This window comes from Pseudobutyrivibrio sp. YE44 (assembly GCF_900104335.1).
GTDB lineage: Bacteria > Bacillota > Clostridia > Lachnospirales > Lachnospiraceae > Pseudobutyrivibrio.
Map to the genome: position 1 here is coordinate 1 of NZ_FMXT01000001.1, position 19,427 is coordinate 19,427.

General features: G+C 37.7%; 26 protein-coding genes. 24 read left to right on the forward strand and 2 right to left on the reverse strand.

Annotation, left to right across the window (positions count from 1 at the left end):
* The coding region (locus tag BLR54_RS00005) for an IS110 family transposase (RefSeq protein ID WP_143008382.1) at window positions 1-538 on the reverse strand (538 nt) is incomplete at its 3' end.
* 326 nt (window positions 539-864) lie between these two features.
* Between BLR54_RS00005 and BLR54_RS00010 the strand changes: the two genes are divergently transcribed.
* From BLR54_RS00010 to BLR54_RS00070, 13 genes are all read left to right on the forward strand, one after another.
* Entirely contained in the window at window positions 865-1,419 is a 555-nt protein-coding gene (locus BLR54_RS00010; RefSeq protein ID WP_090416179.1) for a DUF1697 domain-containing protein, read from the forward strand.
* Between the two features lie 430 nt (window positions 1,420-1,849).
* A complete protein-coding gene (locus BLR54_RS00015; protein ID WP_176757607.1) occupies window positions 1,850-2,026 on the forward strand; it encodes a hypothetical protein in 177 nt (58 codons plus the stop codon).
* Between the two features lie 402 nt (window positions 2,027-2,428).
* Window positions 2,429-2,809: a MerR family transcriptional regulator gene (locus BLR54_RS00020; RefSeq protein ID WP_090416180.1), complete on the forward strand. Its 381-nt coding sequence runs from the start codon at window positions 2,429-2,431 to the stop codon at window positions 2,807-2,809.
* Between the two features lie 12 nt (window positions 2,810-2,821).
* Complete coding sequence (locus BLR54_RS00025; protein WP_090416181.1) at window positions 2,822-3,205, forward strand: LbetaH domain-containing protein; 384 nt, start codon at window positions 2,822-2,824, stop codon at window positions 3,203-3,205.
* Between the two features lie 12 nt (window positions 3,206-3,217).
* Window positions 3,218-3,703, forward strand: a complete 486-nt coding sequence (locus tag BLR54_RS00030) for a flavodoxin (protein WP_090416182.1) — start codon at window positions 3,218-3,220, stop codon at window positions 3,701-3,703.
* Between the two features lie 10 nt (window positions 3,704-3,713).
* Complete coding sequence (locus tag BLR54_RS00035; protein ID WP_090416183.1) at window positions 3,714-5,477, forward strand: 1-deoxy-D-xylulose-5-phosphate synthase; 1,764 nt, start codon at window positions 3,714-3,716, stop codon at window positions 5,475-5,477.
* 61 nt (window positions 5,478-5,538) lie between these two features.
* The gene (locus BLR54_RS00040; protein WP_090416184.1) at window positions 5,539-5,964 is read left to right on the forward strand and encodes a cupin domain-containing protein; all 426 of its coding nucleotides are present in this window, start codon (window positions 5,539-5,541) and stop codon (window positions 5,962-5,964) included.
* 275 nt (window positions 5,965-6,239) lie between these two features.
* Complete coding sequence (locus BLR54_RS00045; protein WP_090416185.1) at window positions 6,240-6,560, forward strand: DMT family transporter; 321 nt, start codon at window positions 6,240-6,242, stop codon at window positions 6,558-6,560.
* A gap of 10 nt (window positions 6,561-6,570) precedes the next feature.
* On the forward strand, window positions 6,571-6,837 hold the full coding sequence (locus BLR54_RS00050; RefSeq protein WP_242871168.1) for a pyridoxamine 5'-phosphate oxidase family protein: 267 nt from the start codon (window positions 6,571-6,573) through the stop codon (window positions 6,835-6,837).
* Between the two features lie 261 nt (window positions 6,838-7,098).
* A complete protein-coding gene (locus BLR54_RS00055) occupies window positions 7,099-7,809 on the forward strand; it encodes a response regulator transcription factor (protein WP_090416186.1) in 711 nt (236 codons plus the stop codon).
* A 44-nt stretch (window positions 7,810-7,853) separates the two neighbouring features.
* Window positions 7,854-10,391 carry a sensor histidine kinase gene (locus tag BLR54_RS00060; RefSeq protein ID WP_090416187.1) on the forward strand — a complete coding sequence of 846 codons (2,538 nt, stop codon included), beginning with the start codon at window positions 7,854-7,856 and terminating at the stop codon, window positions 10,389-10,391.
* 84 nt (window positions 10,392-10,475) lie between these two features.
* Window positions 10,476-11,114, forward strand: coding sequence for a DUF4317 family protein (locus tag BLR54_RS00065; RefSeq protein ID WP_330388110.1), 639 nt, complete (start codon window positions 10,476-10,478; stop codon window positions 11,112-11,114).
* Complete coding sequence (locus BLR54_RS00070; protein ID WP_090416188.1) at window positions 11,114-11,365, forward strand: hypothetical protein; 252 nt, start codon at window positions 11,114-11,116, stop codon at window positions 11,363-11,365. The genes BLR54_RS00065 and BLR54_RS00070 overlap by 1 nt, the downstream gene beginning before the upstream one ends.
* Window positions 11,366-11,384: 19 nt before the next feature.
* Here the strand turns inward: BLR54_RS00070 and BLR54_RS00075 are convergent, their stop codons facing one another.
* Window positions 11,385-11,891, reverse strand: a complete 507-nt coding sequence (locus BLR54_RS00075) for a SprT-like domain-containing protein (RefSeq protein WP_090416189.1) — start codon at window positions 11,889-11,891, stop codon at window positions 11,385-11,387.
* 133 nt (window positions 11,892-12,024) lie between these two features.
* Between BLR54_RS00075 and BLR54_RS00080 the strand changes: the two genes are divergently transcribed.
* The 11 genes from BLR54_RS00080 (at window position 12,025) to BLR54_RS00130 (ending at window position 19,412) form a co-directional block, all read left to right on the forward strand.
* Window positions 12,025-12,534 (forward strand): methyltransferase family protein, encoded by a 510-nt coding sequence (locus BLR54_RS00080; RefSeq protein ID WP_090416190.1) that lies wholly within the window; start codon window positions 12,025-12,027, stop codon window positions 12,532-12,534.
* A gap of 11 nt (window positions 12,535-12,545) precedes the next feature.
* Window positions 12,546-13,226, forward strand: coding sequence for a hypothetical protein (locus BLR54_RS00085; protein ID WP_090416191.1), 681 nt, complete (start codon window positions 12,546-12,548; stop codon window positions 13,224-13,226).
* On the forward strand, window positions 13,226-13,642 hold the full coding sequence (locus BLR54_RS00090) for a 2-thiouracil desulfurase family protein (protein WP_090416192.1): 417 nt from the start codon (window positions 13,226-13,228) through the stop codon (window positions 13,640-13,642). The genes BLR54_RS00085 and BLR54_RS00090 overlap by 1 nt, the downstream gene beginning before the upstream one ends.
* 42 nt (window positions 13,643-13,684) lie before the next feature.
* On the forward strand, window positions 13,685-14,218 hold the full coding sequence (locus tag BLR54_RS00095) for a GNAT family N-acetyltransferase (protein ID WP_090416193.1): 534 nt from the start codon (window positions 13,685-13,687) through the stop codon (window positions 14,216-14,218).
* Between the two features lie 229 nt (window positions 14,219-14,447).
* Window positions 14,448-14,957: a hypothetical protein gene (locus tag BLR54_RS00100; protein ID WP_090416194.1), complete on the forward strand. Its 510-nt coding sequence runs from the start codon at window positions 14,448-14,450 to the stop codon at window positions 14,955-14,957.
* Window positions 14,958-14,996: 39 nt separating this feature from the next.
* Entirely contained in the window at window positions 14,997-15,218 is a 222-nt protein-coding gene (locus tag BLR54_RS00105; protein WP_090416195.1) for a hypothetical protein, read from the forward strand.
* A gap of 7 nt (window positions 15,219-15,225) precedes the next feature.
* A complete protein-coding gene (locus BLR54_RS00110; RefSeq protein WP_090416196.1) occupies window positions 15,226-15,423 on the forward strand; it encodes a hypothetical protein in 198 nt (65 codons plus the stop codon).
* Window positions 15,424-15,474: 51 nt separating this feature from the next.
* Complete coding sequence (locus BLR54_RS00115) at window positions 15,475-15,984, forward strand: pyridoxamine 5'-phosphate oxidase family protein (RefSeq protein ID WP_090416197.1); 510 nt, start codon at window positions 15,475-15,477, stop codon at window positions 15,982-15,984.
* Between the two features lie 231 nt (window positions 15,985-16,215).
* Window positions 16,216-16,827 (forward strand): hypothetical protein, encoded by a 612-nt coding sequence (locus BLR54_RS00120; protein WP_143008383.1) that lies wholly within the window; start codon window positions 16,216-16,218, stop codon window positions 16,825-16,827.
* A 195-nt stretch (window positions 16,828-17,022) separates the two neighbouring features.
* The gene (locus tag BLR54_RS00125; protein WP_090416199.1) at window positions 17,023-18,822 is read left to right on the forward strand and encodes a methyl-accepting chemotaxis protein; all 1,800 of its coding nucleotides are present in this window, start codon (window positions 17,023-17,025) and stop codon (window positions 18,820-18,822) included.
* A 176-nt stretch (window positions 18,823-18,998) separates the two neighbouring features.
* Window positions 18,999-19,412, forward strand: coding sequence for a hypothetical protein (locus tag BLR54_RS00130; RefSeq protein ID WP_090416200.1), 414 nt, complete (start codon window positions 18,999-19,001; stop codon window positions 19,410-19,412).
* Window positions 19,413-19,427 lie beyond the last annotated feature (15 nt).

A 19,427-nucleotide genomic window follows, 5' to 3' on the forward strand; every position in this document is an offset into this window, starting at 1 on the left:
TCAAGAGTACACAGTTTTCTGGATCTCGGCTCTTAAGAGGGAGAATAGATGTAATTCCAGGCATTGTTTCATCAAGAAGATTTTGTAGCTGAACTTTAGCGACAGTTAATGTAGATATTCTTTGTTTGTATTGTCTCGAAAGAAATCTTAAATCATCATATTTTTGTTCAGCTGATTCATATGGAGTCAATGAATAAGCCTTTTCGAGTGCATACTGAGCAATACGAAGTGCATCTTTTTTATCTGTCTTAGCTTTTCGTATTTCATTATCACCATACTTTTTCATTAAGTACGGATTGATTAAGCATACTGGAAGTTGTTCTTCTTGAAAGACTTTTAAGATGGGATAATGATAGTGACTAGTAGGCTCCATCAAAATAATAGGCTGTTCATTAGTACTTTTTATATATAGCGCCAATGAATGTAATTCATCCAGGTTATGATGGATTTCAAATGGTTTAGCACGAATGCTGCCATCTGTGTTTAGAATGGCAATGGTGCTTTTAGATTTTGATACATCGATACCAACAGCAATCATAAAAGTGTCTCCTTTCTGCTTTTGTAATTGATTGGATTCAGCTCTTCAGGGTTCACTCATATTCTTTAGTTAAACGGGAGAAGATTACTTTCCCAACTTGCTGAATCGAATGTAGAACGATGAAGGCAGGCTGACAAATTTGTTACCGGGCGTTATGTCCCAATCGAAGATTACGTCAGACCAATCACCTTCATCATATAAAAAGAGCAGAGGCTATAAAAGTCTCTACTTATATATTAAGAATCGGGGTTTGTCGATGTAATTATATTTCAGGATAACGCACTAAAAGGAGAACCGAATATTAACTTATCCGGAAATGAGTGTATATGGAGAGATATGTAGCATTTTTGCGAGCAGTAAATCTGGGTGGAAAAACAAAAGTTTCGATGAGTGAACTGAAGGCGGTATTTGCCGATATGGGATTTGAGGAAGTATTGACTATCCTTAATAGCGGCAATGTGCTTTTTTCCGCCGAAGATGCAGATAAAAACAGCATAAGATCTCGGATAGAGAACCGACTCTGTGAAGAGTTCGGATTTGAGATACCGGTATATATTACAGAACTGGAAGCACTAAGGAATATGCTTGAGCATACGCCTTCGTGGTGGAATACGGATAATAAGGAATATTATCATAATCTTGTTTTCATCCTTTCGGAAGATTCTCCCAATGAGATATGTGATCTGATCGGAGTCCCTTCTGAAGGAAATGAATATGTAGAAGTTTATGGCGAAGCGGTATTCTGGAGTTATGATCTTTCCTGTTATCAGAAATGCAACTGGTGGAAGAAAACGGCCACGAAAGGTATTGCAGAAAAACTGACTATCCGCACAGGCAATACAATAAAGAAAATATGCAATGCAAAGGGCATTGGAACATAATATTGGAAGTTAAACGCACAAATTCAAATCTGTCGACCTAATTGAATAATGAACATTGCATAGAGCAGTTATCAAAAGATAGCTGCTCTTTTTTACTTTCAAAAAATAAATATATTTAAATTTTTGAAAATGCGACGTAAAAATTTACGTTGCACTTGCGTCGAACCTAATAATTTTCGTCTGTAAAAATGTATTGCTACACTAAAAGTTCGTCTGTAAAAATGTAAATTGAATTTTTGTTTATGGGCGCATTGCGTTCACTTTTGTTATTTCGCAAATTTTAAAAATTCTTAAATTTGCGAAACGTAAAAGGTGTTTTAGTTGATTTTTGTACTCAATGGTGGCATTTTAATTTGAAAAGGCTGTGTGGATATAAATCGAAATATATGCCGATATATGTTAAAATATAGTTGTAAAGGAGGCGGGTATTATGACTAATGCTGACGCATGGAATTATGCAATAGGTATGATTAAAGTAGACGGTCTAGAGCCAACTAAAGATTTTAAAGAATATATTGAAAAAGAAAAGCGTGGCGAAGTAACAATGGAAGATGCAAAGCGTTTTTTAGATAAGAAATATAAGATGAAGGAGTCTACAAATGCGTGATCCTTATCTTTATGAGGACGTTCCTGTTCTAAAAAATATTCTTGGTATAAAGTCTCAAGATCGATTTATAAAGAGGAAGATGTTTTAGGTGGACAATCAGTAGAGTATTCTGATCCGTTTGATATTGTTTATGATGCTCTTTCTGAGCAATAATGTAATCGTTTCAAAAAGTGTCGTAGAATAGTACACCACTACAGGCAGCTATAGCAAATAAGTAATTCGTAACTGAATAGATTTTGTTTGTAGAGAGTCGGTTTACCGGCTCTCTATTTTTAAAATTTTTCACAATTTTCACAATTTCAGGTATTGACTTGGAGTTAACTCCAAGGTGTATAGTGAACATATCAAAGGTACTAATGATAGTTTGAAATGCAGTATTTAAGCTGTTTGGAGGGCATGGCCATGACAATTAAAGAAGTATGTGAAAAATATAATCTTTCCCCAGATACTCTTAGATATTATGAAAGAGTAGGTGTAATCCCAGAGGTAAATCGTACTGCTGGTGGAATCAGGGATTATCAGGAAGAAGATATCAAATGGGTTGAAAATGCAGTGTGCATGCGCGATGCCGGCGTTCCGGTGGAAATGCTGATTGAGTATGTAAGGCTGTTTAAGCTTGGTGATGATACGATTGAGGCAAGAGCCAATCTTTTGAAAGAGGCTAGAGAACAGATTTTAGAGGCAAAGAAGAAATACGATGTTGCTTTGGAAAAACTAGATTATAAGATTGGACGTTATGAAGTAGCAGTGGAAACCGGCGTATTAAGCTGGGACAAGGATTAGGAGGTTAAGTTTATGAGCTACGAAAAGGGCTATGTATATGAACTAATGGATCAGGGTGGTCCTACAGATTGTCGTGAAGAATATTTTAAAGAAGCATCTGAAGAAATGATTCGTGCCAGAACACTTTGTGCAAAGGCAAACGCAACACTTCCGGATGATCCTTCTTATGTAGGATATTTGGAAGAGTTGTTTGGAAGAAAGCTTGATGATGTAAGGATTTTAACTCCGTTTATCTGTGATTTTGGAAACAGGGTTAAGCTTGGAAAGAATGTGTTCATCAATCATTCTGCAATCCTTTCGGCATCAGGTGGTATTGAATTTGAGGATTATGCAGTTGTTGGAGGAGTGCCTGCAAAGGTTATCAAATATTTAGAGCCAAATGAGATAAAAGAGTAGGAGGATTTTGCAGTGAAGAGTTTGATTATTTATTTTAGCCGTGCAGATGAAAACTATGCAGTCGGCTATATCGATAAGGGTAATACGGAAATTGTTGCAGAGTATGTGCAGAAACTGACGGGAGCAGATATGTTTAAGGTGGAACCTGCCGTTCCATATGCAAAGGACTACAAGACTTGTATTGAGGAAGCAAAGCAGCGTATCGGTAATGCACCAATCAAGGAGAAACTTACTGATATTTCAGCTTACGATACCGTATATATCATGAGCCCTATTTATTGGGGAACTTATGCGCCTGAGGTAGAGACAGCACTTGAAGGCCTTGATTTTACAGGCAAGACAGTCCGTGTCATTTGTACTCATGAAGGATCGGGCCTTTCTGGAATGCCTTCTGATGTAAAGAGAATGTGCAAGGGTGCGATTTTAGATAATAAAGGACTAGCTATTAGAGGCGCCCAAGCCAGCCAGTCAATGGATGTTGTGAGAGCTTGGGTATAGGAGATATAAGATGTATAAATTAATAAATAGAATAAATGGACCTGAAGATGTTAAGAAGTTTTCTCCACAGGAATTAGAAGAATTGGCAGTAGAAATCCGAGAGGCACTTTTTAACAGATTGACTCACGTAGGTGGGCATTTTGGACCAAACTTTGGAATGGTCGAAGCAGAAATTGCTATGCATTATGTATTTAATTCACCAATAGATAAATTTGTTTTTGATGTATCACATCAATCATATCCTCACAAAATTCTTACAGGCCGAAAAGAAGGCTATATTTATGATGATCGCTTCGCAGAAGATTCTGGTTACACAAATCCGGATGAAAGTGAACATGATTTCTTTAATGTTGGTCACACATCAACATCTATTTCACTAGCATCAGGACTTGCAAAAGCAAGAGATATGAAGGGTGATAAGGAAAATATTATTGCCGTAATTGGTGATGGTTCTCTTTCAGGAGGAGAAGCTCTTGAGGCGTTAAATGTTGCTGGTTCAGAGTTGAACTCAAACTTCATCATTCTTGTAAATGATAACGAGATGGCTATTGCTGAGACTCACGGTGGCATCTATAAGAATCTTAAAGAACTTCGTGAGACAGCTGGCGCGGCGCAGAGTAATCTTTTTAGAGCATTCGGCCTAGATTATATTTATGTTGAAAGTGGAAATGATATACAAACAATGATTAATACTTTTGAGAAGGTTAAGGATATTGATCATCCAATTGTAATTCATATTCACACTATCAAAGGTTTGGGATATAAACTCGCTGAGGAAAATAAAGAAGCATGGCATTGGACAATGCCATTTGATAGAGATACAGGGAAGCCAACAGTTAACTTTGGTGATGGAGAAACATATACCGGATTAACAGCCTCGTACATTATGGATAAGGCAAAAAGGGATAAAGATTTACTTGTAATATCACCAGCTATGCCAGGATCTGTAGGATTAACACCGGAAATGAGACGGGAACTTGGAAGTCAGTATATTGATGTTGGTATTGCAGAGGAACAGGCAGTTGCTATGGCTTCAGGTGCTGCAAAGAATGGTGTAAAACCTCTGGTTGTCACCAATATGACTTTTATTCAGAGGACTTATGACCAAATCTCTCAGGATGTATGCATTAATGGAACTGCTGTCACAATTCTTTTGAATTACACAAGCTTTGCAGGACTTACTGATGTAACTCATTTGGGAATCTTTGGAATATCAGCTTTTTCAAATATCCCAAATCTACAAGTCTTAGCGCCTACAAGTAAATCAGAATATTTAAATATGCTTGAGTGGTCACTTGATCAACAAGATCATCCTGTTATGATTCTTATTCCGGGAAATGAGGTAACAGATCGCTTGGCTGACAAGGACTATGGCAATATCAATACTTTCAAGATAGAAAGAAAAGGTGAAAATGTGGCAATTCTCGCTCTTGGTGATTTTTATCAGATGGGTGAGAGTTTGGCTGATTCTATTAAGGCGGAGCTTGGTTTTTCACCTACTTTAATAAATCCTCGTTTCGCATCGGGATTAGATATTGAAATGCTGGAGAATCTTAAGAAAGATCATCAAGTCGTTCTTACACTTGAAGATGGAATCTTGGACGGTGGATTTGGTCATAAGGTTTCAGCTTTCTATGGAACTTCAGATATGAAGGTGAAAAACTATGGATTGAAGAAAGAATTCTACGATAGATATAATCCTAGTGAACTGTTAGAAAGCCTTGGCATGACAAATGAAGCCATAATAGCAGACGTGAGAACACTTATGTCCTAAAAAAGAAATATCCAATGCAACAAAATTCGAAAAATTTTTTGATTATGAAGGAGTGACAACAATGAGTAACAAAATTGTACAAACTGCAGGTCGAGCACTTCTTGGAGAATTTGCCCCAGAATTTGCGCATTTCAATGATGATGTTCTCTTTGGGGAGAACTTTGAGGGAAAAAGCTATCTGGCGCCTATATCAAAGGAACAAATCCCTATTTTTAATGTGACATTTGAGCTTTGTTGTAAGAATCACTGGCATATCCATCATGCAAAAGCTGGTGGTGGACAGCTTCTCATTTGCGTTGGTGGAAGAGGATATTACCAAGAATGGGGAAAAGAACCTGTTGAAATGACACCGGGAACAGTAATCAATATTCCAGCAGATATAAAGCATTGGCATGGAGCGGCGGATGATAGCTGGTTTTCTCATCTTGCAGTTGAAATTCCTGGCGAGGAAACTTCGACAGAATGGTGTGAGATTGTAGCCGATTAATGTAAAGTAAAAACTGTCGTAGTTTAGCACACCACTACAGGCAGCTATCGCAGAGAATTACAACCAATTCGTAATTGAATAAGTTTATTAGTAGAGAGTCGGGAAACCCGCTCTCTATTTTAGTAGATTGACGAAATCTATAAATTAATATATCATCATAGCAACTGAATCAAACAGGCGCCCATTGCTACCGAGTAGTGGGATTCACGTCATTCCTTTATCGTTAGGTCATAGCAGGTGAAGGAATGGCGTATTTTATTATACGGAGGTTTTTTATGAAGTGGATTTATTTGTTGATTGCCGGTGTGCTTGAAATTACATGGGCAGTGGCAATGAAAATGTCAAATGGGTTTACAGTTCTCGTTCCATCTGTTATCACAGGAATAGGTTACATAGCCAGCGCCGTATTCCTGGCGATAGCTTTAAAACAGCTGCCATTAGGTACCGCCTATGCGATGTGGACTGGTATGGGAATCTTAGGAACCACGTTGCTTGGTGTTTTTCTTTTCCATGAAAAATTGTCAGTTCCACAGGTGATTTGTGTTATTCTGATTGTAATTGGAATAGCAGGACTTAAGATTTTAGCGAAAGATTGAGGTGTTGAGAATGTTTAGAAAAATGCGTAGATTTAAACAGCAGGTGTCAGAGGCTGAGTGTATTGATATTTTGAAAAGTACTAAGAGAGGTGTCTTATCTGTAATTGGAGATGATGGTTATCCATATGGAATGCCAATTAATCATTATTATTGTGAAGAGGATGGTAAGATTTATTTCCATGGAGCCAAGGCTGGGCACAAGATTGATGCTATCAAGGCTTGCGATAAGGCTAGCTATTGTGTTTACAACGATGGCTTCCGTAAAGAAGGAGATTAAGAACTCATTTAAAAACGTCCAATGTATAGAACTAGTGCCAGAGCATATGACAGGAAAGCTAGTTAATGAGTCGTAATTAGGAAAATAATGAGGAAATCGCTAGAAATGTCATATAGAATTATAAGAAAAGGTAGGTAATATTAGAACATATCAAGCTATATAATCTTAAACAATTCTTAAAGATTTACCATCTTGGAACTTAAAAATTTATTCAATACAATAAGCTTGTAATTAATTACAAGAGTTACACAGGGAGAAAAAATGAATAATATTCTAATATGTGATGATGAACAGGATATCGTATCGGCTCTTAGAATTTATCTTGAGAGTGAGGGAATGAACGTAACATCGGCTTCAAATGGAAGAGAAGCAGTAGAGATTATGAAAAGCCCAGAGGGCGAAGATATGCAGCTGATTCTTCTTGATGTGATGATGCCAGAGATGGATGGCATATCAGCTATGTCTGAAATCCGAAAGGAGTCGAATGTACCAATTATTATGCTTACTGCAAAAAGTGAGGATGCTGACAAAGTTATTGGACTTACGGTTGGCGCAGATGATTATGTTACAAAACCTTTCAATCCAGTGGAGCTTATGGCAAGAGTTAAATCTCAGCTGAGACGTTATACAATGCTTGGAGCTCAGAACGGAAATACGAACACCGCAAATGCAAATGTTATTACAGTTGGTGGTATTGAATTAAATGACAAGTCTAAAGAAGTCACCTTAGATGGAAATCCTGTATCACTTACTCCATTAGAATATGATATTTTAAAGCTTCTTATGATACATAAGGGCGAAGTACTCTCCCCAAGAGATATTTATGAAAGTGTTTGGAAGGAGTCGGTCATTGGTGCTGAAAGTACAGTGGCTGTTCACATCCGACACCTGAGAGAAAAATTGGAATATGACAGTGCTAATCCTAGATACCTTAAAGCAGTCTGGGGGCACGGCTACAAGATGGATTCATAAGGTTACTGTGAATAGTAACTTGTGAAAATCTTTAGGAGGGTGATATGAAACTATTTTACAATCGGACAGGAAGAATTATTTTAGGAATTATCTGTACCGTATTTACGTTTATTTTTATGTTTTCCGTTGCTGCTGGTGGTATTTTAGGAAACATTGGATTATTTTCAAGCGACACCAGCGAGTTTAAAAGCGAATTATATAAGATGGCTGGAAAGGATTATGCAGCCTGGATTTTAGATAATGAAGAGAATGGATTTACTTCTGAAAGATTGGAAGGAATGAATTGCTACTACGGCGTTATCCCTGGAAAGGATACAGAAGACATTGATCTCAATTCTGACAGCTCTTATGTATATCGTAATTTTAAAGATGTAAAAGTTCCTAAGGATGCTTTCAAAAACTATTATGGAATTGATGGAGATACAGAAATAACATTAAGTGAGAAGCTGTTGGATTTTTGGACTCCTAGCTACATCAGTACAGAATATAGTGAAGTTTATACAAATGTAAGTATAGAAGGAATAGGATATGACCTTATTGGTCAGAAGGCTTATGTGTTTGGTAACGGAAGATTTTATCCTATTCAGGAATATTATTACAGCTATAAAACAAGCGAACAACCTGAAGGGACACCTAATACAAATAGCATCTACTCTAAAATTTGGGCTAATAATCAGGCTAATTTAGAGGTTGTCCAGGAAGATGAGACTTATTATGTAGTTGAGGATTCTAAAAAAACTGAGCAATCAGAGGAAACAGAAGAATCAGAAGGTAAAGAGGAAGTTACAACTGATTATCTATCAGAAGAGACTGTTATTGAAAATGGTGCTTTAGGCGAAGATGGTGATTTCCTTTATATAGATGGAAAAGCTTACAAGCCATTATCTGGATCTGTTAAGGGATACGTTTTAGCATTAAATACTGATGAAGGCGCTTCTGGAAAGCTTTGTCTTGATAATGTGGCAGATTTATCAGATATCCACGCAGAACTTACAAAATTAAATTATCAAGTTTCATTAGATAGCATTTCAGCCTTTGGAATTTATGAGGATAATCCAGATTTAACTTACTATACGGTTGTATGCTTCCCTAATGAGACAAAGCTTGCAGCAAATACTAATACAAATGATTATTATGCTCAGGCAAATGCTCTTATAGCAAAGGCTCCAACCTTTAAAATTCTTCTTCCACTTACAGCAATTCTTTCATTTGCAATTGCAATTGGATGTTGGGTAATGTTCTTATTCGCAGCAGGACATAAAAAAGGTGTAGAGGGAATCGTTGAAGGTCCAATTGAAAAGCTTCCAGCTGATTTGGCACTTGTGATGGCTTTTATTGCTGAGGTTATTGTATTTGCGATATGTATAGGAATTGTTGATGAACTAAGCGCATCAGCCTTTGGATTGATTGGAATGATTTTGGCAGCTACAGGAATAGTAGCTATGCTTATTGGATTCCTTTGGAGCTCTAACATTGCAGTAAATGTCAAGCTACATCATGTATGGAAAAACAGCGTGATATGCAAGATATTAGGTGTAATAAAAAAGTGGTTTGGAAATTTTAATCAAGAGACAAAATATATTCGCTCCACAATAAAGTGGACCTACAGAATTTGGGCTATATTTGTAATCATTACTATCTTGGAATGGTTTGGTATTATTGCAACTGGCGCCGATAGCCTATTATTAATTTGGTTCGTGGAAAAAGTAGCTTTTGGAATTATTCTGCATATCCTATTAAAGAGCTATGCAAAAATCAAAGGTACAGCTTTAGCGCTTGCAGAGGGCGACACAAATGCTCAGGTGGATTTAAAAGGAATGCCACTTTTTCTTGAAGAACATGCAAAGGCAATGAATGATATTCAGTCAGGAATTTCAATTGCTTTAGAGGAGCGAACCAAGAGTGAGCGAATGAAGACAGAGCTCATTACAAATGTTTCTCATGATATAAAAACACCGCTCACTTCAATAATCAATTATGTTGATTTGCTTTCAAAAGAAGAAATTGATAATGATAAAGCAAAGGATTATCTTGAGGTTTTAGATAGACAGTCTAAGCGTCTTAAAAAACTCATAGAGGATTTGATAGAAGCGTCAAAAGTTTCTACTGGAAATATTAATTTTAATTTTGAGAAAGTGAATGCAGTAACACTTTTGAATCAGTCCCTAGGAGAATTTAGCGACAGACTTGAAGCAAATAAAATTACTGTAGTCACAAGCCTTCCTTCTGAGGATGTTTACCTTAAGGCTGATAACAGATATTTATGGCGTGTATTCGATAATCTCATGAGCAATGTTGTGAAATATGCGCAGCCAAATACCAGAGCATATGTGGATCTGGAACAGGATGAGAATAAGATTAGATTTGTTTTCAGAAACACATCGAAGGAAGAATTGAACATCACAGCTGAAGAACTTATGGAAAGATTTGTTCGTGGTGATAAATCTCGATACACAGATGGAAACGGTCTAGGACTTTCAATAGCTCGAAGTCTTGCTGAAGCAATGGGAGGAAGCTTGAAGCTTTCTATTGATGGAGATTTATTTAAGTCTGTTGTAGAATTTAATAAGGTTGATAAATAGTAAAATGAAGGGCACCTTGCATATGCGGGCTGCTCTTCATTTTTTTTATTTCTATGTGATTCGCAAATACGGTATAATGTTAGAATGATTGAAAAAGATATGGGACAGATTAAAAGAGACGATATGCTGGAGCTTACCCGAAGATTTACATCAGCTCGTAGTAACTTAGTTAGAATTGCAGGTGCGTATATAGATGAGGAGGGGTATATAGACGGCACTTTTAATACCAACTTCCTGAGTCTGAAGGGAGCAGAAAAGAATAGATGCCTTGATATAGCTAAAGCGATACCTTTTGCAAAGCCAAATGAGGAATTAATTCAGTACAAGATTCCGGGAATGTGCCCAGGTTCTATTTGGCAGATGATATACGCAATTCGTGATTGCGAATTGAAGAATGATGCTCTGATGCTTAATTTGTATGAGCTGATAGCGGAGAAATATCCTAAGGGAAGACCATATGCGATTTATGTTTATTATGGGGCTTACGATGTACCAATCAAAGGCAGTGATAAGTCTTACCAGGATGAATCGGAAGAGGTTTATAAGTATCTGATTGTGGCGATTTCACCAGTGGATGAGGAGCTGGTGCCTCATTCGCCAGAGGCTGGATTTCTTTATCCGGCATTTACTAACAGAAGCACAGATATTAATCATGTGAATTTCTATAGTCAGGATTATGAGGAAGCTAGAGAGTTGATGATGTTTTTGAATTTGGAGGAATAATGGCAGAAGAGATTTTTGACATTGTAGATGAAAAGTTCTGTGTTCCTATGGGCGGGCTAGAGATAGTTCGTAAATACGTTGAGAGGCAAGAACAAAAGACCGCAACTATGGCTACAGGCATGATTATGGGGATGCTATTTGGTATGGCTATTGGTATAGCTATTCATAGGACTGGAACAGGTATGTGTATGGGTATGGTGATTGGAATGCTTATTGGCATGGTTGCTGACATTCAAAGGAATAGGGAGTAACAAATAGTTTAAAACAGTTTTAGGCTTGTTTGACCCAGGCTACGGCGCCGCATCTGGCGCAGCCGTAATATTTATAATTTCTAGTGAATTTACTTTCGCGCTTGCGGTAGATTGTGGCACCACAGCTGCCGCAGGTGAAGACATATTTGATGCGCATCTCTGAGGGCTTATAATTCTCAATGCCCTTTTCTTGGCCTTGAGTTACTCTCTTAATATTATATCCATAAACTTGATTTACAACTTCAGCATAGTATTTCCACTTTCCAGTGTGGCGCATGCACCCCTTGCAGGTGTGTAGAAGCTCGTGGATGATTGTTTCTTTGCAAGCTTGTTCAGAAATACGGTCGTCCTCAAGAAGACGAGCAGCAATTTCAATGGAATATGAGCCGTCAGGGTTCAGTTTGCATAGTCCCCAGCGAGTTTTCGCCCTTGTATTTATAGACCATGAGGAAATATTGCCAAGCTTCATGCCAAGTCGAGTCACCTCATAGATGCATTGTTCTTTTAAAACTTCAAAATCTTTCATAGTTAAAATCTCTTTCTTTGATACGACCAATTATATGGAAAAATCCTTTGAAATACAATCAATAAACAGTCATAATTGATAGCAAGGAAATATGATTTTTACTTAATAGTATTGATAAGTTTAGGAGAAAATAATGTTAAAGAATTATAAGAAGGAAGGGCAAAAACTTCCACTGTTTGGAGTAGGACCATATATTGTCTATGGTATGGCAGTTGTTAATATTTTAGGGATAATTTTATTTGGATATGTTTTCAAAATCGGAACACTAGAACTTCCATGGACTGTGATTTTCTGTATTATTGGTGGACTGTTAATTGTTGTAGGTGTTGCGGTTTGGTATATAGGTGCCATGCGCTCAGATATGGATGATTCAATTACCGGGAATAAGTTGCAGACTAAGGGGATATATTCTTGGGTGAGAAATCCTATGTACAGTGGATGGTGGCTCGCCTTCACAGGCGGTTTGCTGATGTGGCACAATGCTTGTATGCTGATTTTGCCAGTGATAGATTGGCTTATTATGACAGTTGCTTTAATTAATACAGAAGAAAAGTGGCTATTGGATTTATATGGGGATGAATATGCTGAGTACAAGAAGCAGGTAAACAGATGCATTCCATGGAAAAGACGAAAAACTACATAGGAGAGACAACAATGAAAATCTTATTTATAGGTAACAGTCACACTTACATGAACGACATGCCTGAGCTTACCAGACTTATGATTGAGGATGCTACAGGAGAGGCTTGCGAAGTTTTTATGCTTGCGTATTCTGGTAGATCCTTGAAGTGGCATATGGAAGAGGAGTATTTTTCTGAGAGATTTAATATTCTTCATGGAAACTATGACTACTGTGTAATCCAGGAACAGGCACATCCTATGGGATCTGAGGAGGATACAATTAAATATGCTACAAGGATAGTGGAGCTTTGTAACCAAGTTGGTACATCACCTATTATTTTTGAGACTTGGGCTGAAAAGGTGAAACCAGAGAATCAGATTGAAATGAATCGTAGATACAGAAGTCTTGCAGATAAGTTAAATGTTTCACTTGCACCAATTGGAGAGGTGTGGAGCAAAATTCTTAACACATCTGATATTGAACTTTATTTCAGGGATGGTGAGCATGCATCGGCAACAGGTGATTATTTGATTGCGATGGTACTTACAAAGGTTATTACTGGGAAGCTACCAAGTGCTGATTTTTTAACAGCCTTTGATTTTACTGTACCTGATCGTTTCTGGCCTGTTAAAGAAAAGGTTGAGGATGAGGTTGTCAAAATAGATTCAGATATAATTAACATTATTAGAAGCAAGGTGGAAGAGTTTATATAATGAAGATTATGGTTAGTGCCTGTCTGCTTGGGCAGAATTGCAAATATAATGGTGGAAACAACTACAGTGATAAGGTTGCCAAGTATATAGAGGGGCATGAGATTATTCCTGTTTGTCCAGAGGTGGCAGGAGGTCTTCCAACACCAAGAATTCCTTGCGAGATCGTGAATGGAGTTGTCACTAATAAAAATGGAGAAAGTAAGGATAAGGAATTCAGAAAGGGAGCACAGGTTTGTTTGCAGAAAGCACTTGATGAGAATGTTGATTTAGTTATACTTCAGTCGCGAAGTCCTTCTTGCGGTGTGAAGCAAATTTACGATGGAAGTTTCACTGGGAAGTTGATTGATGGTCATGGAGTGTTCGCAGAACTTCTGATTCAGAATGGGATAAAAGTGTTGGATTTAGCGGATATATAAAACTTTAGTGGTTATAATGACAACATTGAAGGAGAGAAGATTATGGCGATTACATTAACCCCACTGTCACCAGATGACCGTGAGCAATTTATATTAGACAACCAGGAGGCGTTCAACTATGGAGCCTTAGAAGAGTTCGGCCGTAGAGATGATCACTTTGAAGACGGTGAACAAATCATTTCGCGGAAGACTATTGAGCAATCCATAGATGGTGGAGAGGCCTATCGCATCATGGAAGATGGTAAGCCAGTAGGTGGTGTCATAATTAGAGCTGAAGGCGATAGAGGCGATTTAGATATTCTCTTCACATCCCCTAAAGAACATAGTAAAGGTGTGGGATATGCTGCTTGGTGCCAGGTGGAAAAGCTTCATTCCGAGGTGAAGGTCTGGGAGACGGTGACACCATATTTCGAGACTCGAAACATCCATTTCTATGTGAATCGATGCGGGTTTCATATAGTGGAGTTTTACAATAAATTTCATCCAGACCCAAATGACCCTGAGGTCGAGCATATGGATATAGACGACCAGTTCCCAGATGGGATGTTTAGATTTGAGAAATATATGGGGGAATAATGTAGATAGAGGCGTTATTGAGACTGATTATCATCAGTCTCTTTTTTTAAAACAAAAAGTTAGACATAACTAACTTTTGGCGATATAATAAGTGTAGAGGTAGAAGAGTAGGAGGTGTTTACTATGACGCTTATACAGATTCTTTCAATTGCTTTATTGGTTGCAGCATTAATTTGGCAACATTTCTATTTACACAAACATAAGCATTAATCTTATGGGGAGAGAAAACATGAGCTGGTTTGTATTTGTAATTGAAGCAATAATATTTGCGACGATTTTTACTACGATACTTTTCACATTATATCGTGGTGATAGGATGTATCGTCCAGAATGTATTCACAATTATCCTCCTGATATTCAAGAGGAGTACTTCAAGACCCATGAGAAGGTGGATGTATCCTATAAATCTAAGAATGTGGTTCTTGCAAAATCTTGCGGTATATTGGTGTTCACAGTTATTCTTACAATCTGTGCGAAGGTTGCAGGTGCCGCTACATTTTGGCAGGGATTTGGAATTGCCTTTGGGCTCATGGTATGGATTGGAGCCTATGATACCTTCTTTTTGGACTGGGTGTTATTTGCGAATATGAAGAAGTTTAGACTAGAGGGGACAGAGCACATGGATGAGGCTTATCATCAAAAGTGGTTCCATCTAAAGGGGTGCATTTTCCCAGGATTAGTATTTGCAATAATCCCCGCAGCACTAGTGGGACTTTTTATACATTTAATGGTACAATGATTTTAATGATTGGCACATAGTTTGAGAAAGGCGGTGCCTATGAAATCCATTCTTATCAAAGATACAACCAAAGAGGAACGAGAGGAAATCATAAAAGCCTCTCTTGATTGTGGTGGCGGTTGTGAAAACTGTTCATCATGCTGGCTTGGCGGTGGAAGTCCGTGGGATATATATCAGGATTATATTGATGGCAAGCGTGAAATTAGTGACATCAACCAGGATTATATGTCTGTCTACCGTCAAGACAGGCAGATTAAGTAGGTGATTTATGAGAGATGCACCAGATATCAATAAGTCTACAGTTGAAGAGCGGAGAGATTTTATAAAACGTCGTTTCCCTTGTATTGCGGATTGTGATATGTGTGGACTATGCACAGTTTTTCATGGAAAGGATGCAGAGACTGCTTATGATGATTATATAGTTGGTGTGCGCTCATTTTTTGATGTGTCTGAAGATTATAAATAAAAAGTAGACTATAATTATGGTTGTGAAGAAAATTAAAGGGGGAATAACATAATGTACCAACCAGATTATGATGCAGCAGCATCACACTGGATAGAGGTTGATTGCAACTCTGTCCATATGGAGCCAGCAGCTTTAAAAGAAAAGATTGAGGAATTCATCAGTTCACACAATACATGTGCTCTTGCTACAGCTTCAGCTGATATGGTTCGCAATACACCCATAGAATATAACTATGTGGATAGTTGTTTTTATTTTTTCTCTGAAGGAGGATTGAAGTTCAGAGGATTAAAAGAGAATAAGAATGTTGGACTAGCGATTTTTGAACCATATGGTGGGTTTGGAAATCTGAAGAGTTTGCAGGTGCAGGGCACAGCCGTTATGGTAGAACCTTTTTCAGATGAGTACTTGAAATTGATGGAGCATAAGAAGATTCCAGTGGAGGCTATGAAGAAGTTGCCACAGGCTATGAACCTAATAAAAGTGGAGCCAAATTCTTATGATTACTTGGACTCTGACCTGAAGAAAAATGGAGTATCTTGTAGACAACATATGGATATTTAGAATTTAACCCTATTTTCAAAATTTCGAAAAAAATACCACAAAAATAACAATTAGCCGTTGCTAGTTGTTATTTTTTTTGCTAAAATGCGGACTTTCGGAAAGAGAGGATAGAAAAGAATGAAAAGATTTGATTCAAATGACATTCGATCGGGCCAGCTGGCCTGTAGTTTCTTTATAATCACATCATTTTTAATTTTATTATTTTGCCTCTGTTACATTAGAACTTATGCTATGCAAATTGGGACCGAAGAACAGATTATTCAAGAGGTAAACACAGCTGAAAATACAGCAGCACCTAGTGAATTAGAAGGTGCTAGCGTTGTTATCGACGAAGAAGCTACAGCACTATCAGGGCCTGAAGTCGAAGAAGAAATCGAAGAAACTGTATATGACGTACCAAGTAGTTTTGTAAATCCTGAATCGGGAAATACTGTTAGCTACAATGGTGGAAAAACAATTGAGCGTTCAAGCAAGATTACTTATGGCGATGCTGGAGAGATTAATGATTTGGCATCCCCAGATTCAGATGGTTTCATGAAGTTGGATGACAGATATTTGATTGCTGTTGGAAGCCGATTTGATACCGAGCCTGGTCAGTATATTGATCTTGTACTAGAAAATGGTGTTGTAATTGAATGTATGATGGGCGATTTAAAAGCCGATGTAGATACTGATTCAACAAACACATTCACTTACAAGTCAAGCTGTTGCAGCGAATTCATTATTGATGAAGACTCTATTAGAGAGGATATTTACAAGAGAGGAAATGCCTCAATAAAAAATTCTGCATGGGATTCGCCAGTTGTTAGCGTAGTTGTCTATGACGATTATTATGATTTATAAAAAATATATATAGTTTTTTCCTTTAGAGAGCCTGCGGGCTCTCTATTTTTGTGGGCGTATTCGAATTTTTTAAGGAAACGTAATTTTTGATGAAATGTCTGTGAAATCAAAAAAATGTCTGAAAAATCATGGTATATTAGGTACATCCGGAAGTGTAACGTGTATAATGCATCATTTAATAGGAGGTACGACCACATGGAACAAAAGAGGGGTTCGTTAAAAACTGTTTTGATTGCAGTTATTTTAGCGGCAGTAGTACTTACTGCAGTTATTATTTCTGTATTTACAATCATTAGTACATTAAATACTAATTCAACTCAGACCGAGGCATATTCAAGCAGACTTCTTGAAGATATAAAGAGTGAGTTAAAAAATGAGACTCAGGAAGCAATGAGTATATGTGAGGTTATGAATGCTAGATATGAGGCTGGCGAGATGACAAAGGATGAGGCAATGAAAGAGGCCGCAGATATCATTCGTGAGCTGAAATATAATGATGGTTCTGGATATTTCTGGGTTGATACTTCCGAAGGTATAAACGTTGTTCTTTTGGGACGTGATACAGAAGGACAGTCTAGATGGGATTCTGTAGATCCTGATGGTAACTATTTCATTCAGGACATGATTCATAATGGTATGCAAGACGGCGGTGGTTACACTAATCTTATGTTTGCAAAGCCAAATGAGACCGAACCACTTCCAAAGATTAACTATACAGCGTACTATGAGCCATTTGATTGGGTAATGGGTACTGGTGTATGGGTTGATTATATTGATACTCTTTCTGCAGAATATGAAGCAGAAGCAAGTAAGGCATTGCAGCAGAATATTATCACTACAATTGTAATCCTTATTATTTTGATTGTAGCCGGGGTATTTGTTGCGTTATTCTTTGGCGACAAGATTACAAAACCTATTAAGATTGCAGCTAGTCAAATAGTAAGAATGTCAAATAGTGACTTCACCGAAAATGATGAGATTGCTGAAGTTCGTACACTTGTAAATAGAAATAACGAAATTGGTTCTATTTCACAAGCTCTTGATTTGATGCATAAAAACATTAGAGATTTGATGTTAGAGATTTCAGATACAACCAGTTCAGTTGCGGCTGCATCTGAAGAGCTTTCAGCATCTGCATCCCAGTCAGCAGAAGCATCAGAAATGGTTGCTACTTCTTGTACAAACGTTGCAAATTCTTGCTCTGGTCAGATTAATGCTGTTACTGGTGCAAGTAACGAGACAGATTCCTTCGTTACAAATATGGAAAACTTCCAAGAAGCTATTTCTCGTACAACTGAGATGATTAAGTCTACAAATGAGGCAGCTGTAAATGGTGCAGCAGATATGACTAATGCAACAGATATGATGGATAGCATTAGAGAATCTGTTGAGAATACTGCACAGGTTGTTGAGGGGCTGGGTGAAAGACTTAAGAGCATTGATGAGTTTGTAGTTACAATTTCAGAGATTGCCAGCCAGACAAACCTCCTTTCATTAAATGCTAGTATCGAAGCAGCTCGAGCTGGTGAGATGGGTAAAGGCTTTGCGGTTGTTGCTAGTGAAATTAGTAAGCTTGCTGACGAATCAAATCAGGCAGCCTTAAAGATTACTGAGCTTATTGCTGGTATTACTAAGAACTCTGAGGAAGCCGTTGAGGCTATGCGTCAAGGTGCTCAGAATGTTGTAAATGGTTCAGAACTCGTTAACGAGGCAGGTGGAACCTTTAATAATATTGTAACCATGGTCAACTCTATTTCTGAGGAGTCAAATACCATGAGTTCTATTGTAGAGCAGTTGTCTACTGGAACAGAGACTATTGCTAGAAATATTCATGAGATTGAGCAGATGAGTATTGAGGTTGCTGATGAAACTTCTAACGTTTCTGCTGCTTCTGAGGAGCAGACTGCCTCATCTTATGAAGTAGCACAGGCTTCAGATAAGTTAGCTGGCAACGCACAAGAGCTTCAGGATTTCGTTGCAAGATTTACTCTGTAACCTTTCTGTTTCTTAAATTACATACATACCACCATGGGGCTATTATGCAACATGGTGGTTTTCTATATGTGGGAATTTTGTTAATTTACTATACAAAATGTAGATAAAAGTGTTAGAATTTAGATAAGTTTATAAACATGACATCATAATTTGCAAAACTCATGGGAGAAGAGGTTATGCAGGGAGAATATAAAGGTAGAGATATCTTTAGGCGCAGATATGTAGGCATGGATGAAGATGCAATCCGCCAGGAGATTAGTCGTCTTCAGGAAGAGCTATACTCCATGCAGGATGCTCTTGATTATCTATATGATAATAGCAAGGAATCTAAGGCTCTTGCGGCAGAGGTACAGGTGAAAAATGAGCGTTTGCTTAAGGGCATTGATGTTAAAATGTCCAAGTTACAACGCTCCCTAGATTATGAAGCGCCGATTAAATCTCAGTTAGACAAAGTTACAGGTGAAATAAGCGAAAAGATAGAAACTGCCAATAATCAAAGATGGGGCAAACTAATGGCCCTTGCGTACATTAATACTGGATTGATAGTTATCTTGGCCGCTTTAGTGATTGGCTCAATTTTTTTCTTTTAGCATCGGGGGCTGATA

What these genes read in the sequence shown, in the direction of transcription:
- BLR54_RS00065 (WP_330388110.1), top strand. Translation starts at nt 10,476, where the DNA reads ATGATTGAAAAAGATATGGGACAGATTAAAAGAGACGATATGCTGGAG.
- BLR54_RS00010 (WP_090416179.1), top strand. Translation starts at nt 865, where the DNA reads ATGGAGAGATATGTAGCATTTTTGCGAGCAGTAAATCTGGGTGGAAAA.
- BLR54_RS00130 (WP_090416200.1), top strand. Translation starts at nt 18,999, where the DNA reads ATGCAGGGAGAATATAAAGGTAGAGATATCTTTAGGCGCAGATATGTA.
- BLR54_RS00050 (WP_242871168.1), top strand. Translation starts at nt 6,571, where the DNA reads ATGTTTAGAAAAATGCGTAGATTTAAACAGCAGGTGTCAGAGGCTGAG.
- BLR54_RS00045 (WP_090416185.1), top strand. Translation starts at nt 6,240, where the DNA reads ATGAAGTGGATTTATTTGTTGATTGCCGGTGTGCTTGAAATTACATGG.
- BLR54_RS00110 (WP_090416196.1), top strand. Translation starts at nt 15,226, where the DNA reads ATGAGAGATGCACCAGATATCAATAAGTCTACAGTTGAAGAGCGGAGA.
- BLR54_RS00105 (WP_090416195.1), top strand. Translation starts at nt 14,997, where the DNA reads ATGAAATCCATTCTTATCAAAGATACAACCAAAGAGGAACGAGAGGAA.
- BLR54_RS00070 (WP_090416188.1), top strand. Translation starts at nt 11,114, where the DNA reads ATGGCAGAAGAGATTTTTGACATTGTAGATGAAAAGTTCTGTGTTCCT.
- BLR54_RS00100 (WP_090416194.1), top strand. Translation starts at nt 14,448, where the DNA reads ATGAGCTGGTTTGTATTTGTAATTGAAGCAATAATATTTGCGACGATT.
- BLR54_RS00015 (WP_176757607.1), top strand. Translation starts at nt 1,850, where the DNA reads ATGACTAATGCTGACGCATGGAATTATGCAATAGGTATGATTAAAGTA.
- BLR54_RS00025 (WP_090416181.1), top strand. Translation starts at nt 2,822, where the DNA reads ATGAGCTACGAAAAGGGCTATGTATATGAACTAATGGATCAGGGTGGT.
- BLR54_RS00120 (WP_143008383.1), top strand. Translation starts at nt 16,216, where the DNA reads ATGCAAATTGGGACCGAAGAACAGATTATTCAAGAGGTAAACACAGCT.
- BLR54_RS00090 (WP_090416192.1), top strand. Translation starts at nt 13,226, where the DNA reads ATGAAGATTATGGTTAGTGCCTGTCTGCTTGGGCAGAATTGCAAATAT.
- BLR54_RS00060 (WP_090416187.1), top strand. Translation starts at nt 7,854, where the DNA reads ATGAAACTATTTTACAATCGGACAGGAAGAATTATTTTAGGAATTATC.
- BLR54_RS00040 (WP_090416184.1), top strand. Translation starts at nt 5,539, where the DNA reads ATGAGTAACAAAATTGTACAAACTGCAGGTCGAGCACTTCTTGGAGAA.
- BLR54_RS00035 (WP_090416183.1), top strand. Translation starts at nt 3,714, where the DNA reads ATGTATAAATTAATAAATAGAATAAATGGACCTGAAGATGTTAAGAAG.
- BLR54_RS00115 (WP_090416197.1), top strand. Translation starts at nt 15,475, where the DNA reads ATGTACCAACCAGATTATGATGCAGCAGCATCACACTGGATAGAGGTT.
- BLR54_RS00075 (WP_090416189.1), bottom strand. Translation starts at nt 11,891, where the DNA reads ATGAAAGATTTTGAAGTTTTAAAAGAACAATGCATCTATGAGGTGACT.
- BLR54_RS00055 (WP_090416186.1), top strand. Translation starts at nt 7,099, where the DNA reads ATGAATAATATTCTAATATGTGATGATGAACAGGATATCGTATCGGCT.
- BLR54_RS00125 (WP_090416199.1), top strand. Translation starts at nt 17,023, where the DNA reads ATGGAACAAAAGAGGGGTTCGTTAAAAACTGTTTTGATTGCAGTTATT.
- BLR54_RS00020 (WP_090416180.1), top strand. Translation starts at nt 2,429, where the DNA reads ATGACAATTAAAGAAGTATGTGAAAAATATAATCTTTCCCCAGATACT.
- BLR54_RS00095 (WP_090416193.1), top strand. Translation starts at nt 13,685, where the DNA reads ATGGCGATTACATTAACCCCACTGTCACCAGATGACCGTGAGCAATTT.
- BLR54_RS00080 (WP_090416190.1), top strand. Translation starts at nt 12,025, where the DNA reads ATGTTAAAGAATTATAAGAAGGAAGGGCAAAAACTTCCACTGTTTGGA.
- BLR54_RS00085 (WP_090416191.1), top strand. Translation starts at nt 12,546, where the DNA reads ATGAAAATCTTATTTATAGGTAACAGTCACACTTACATGAACGACATG.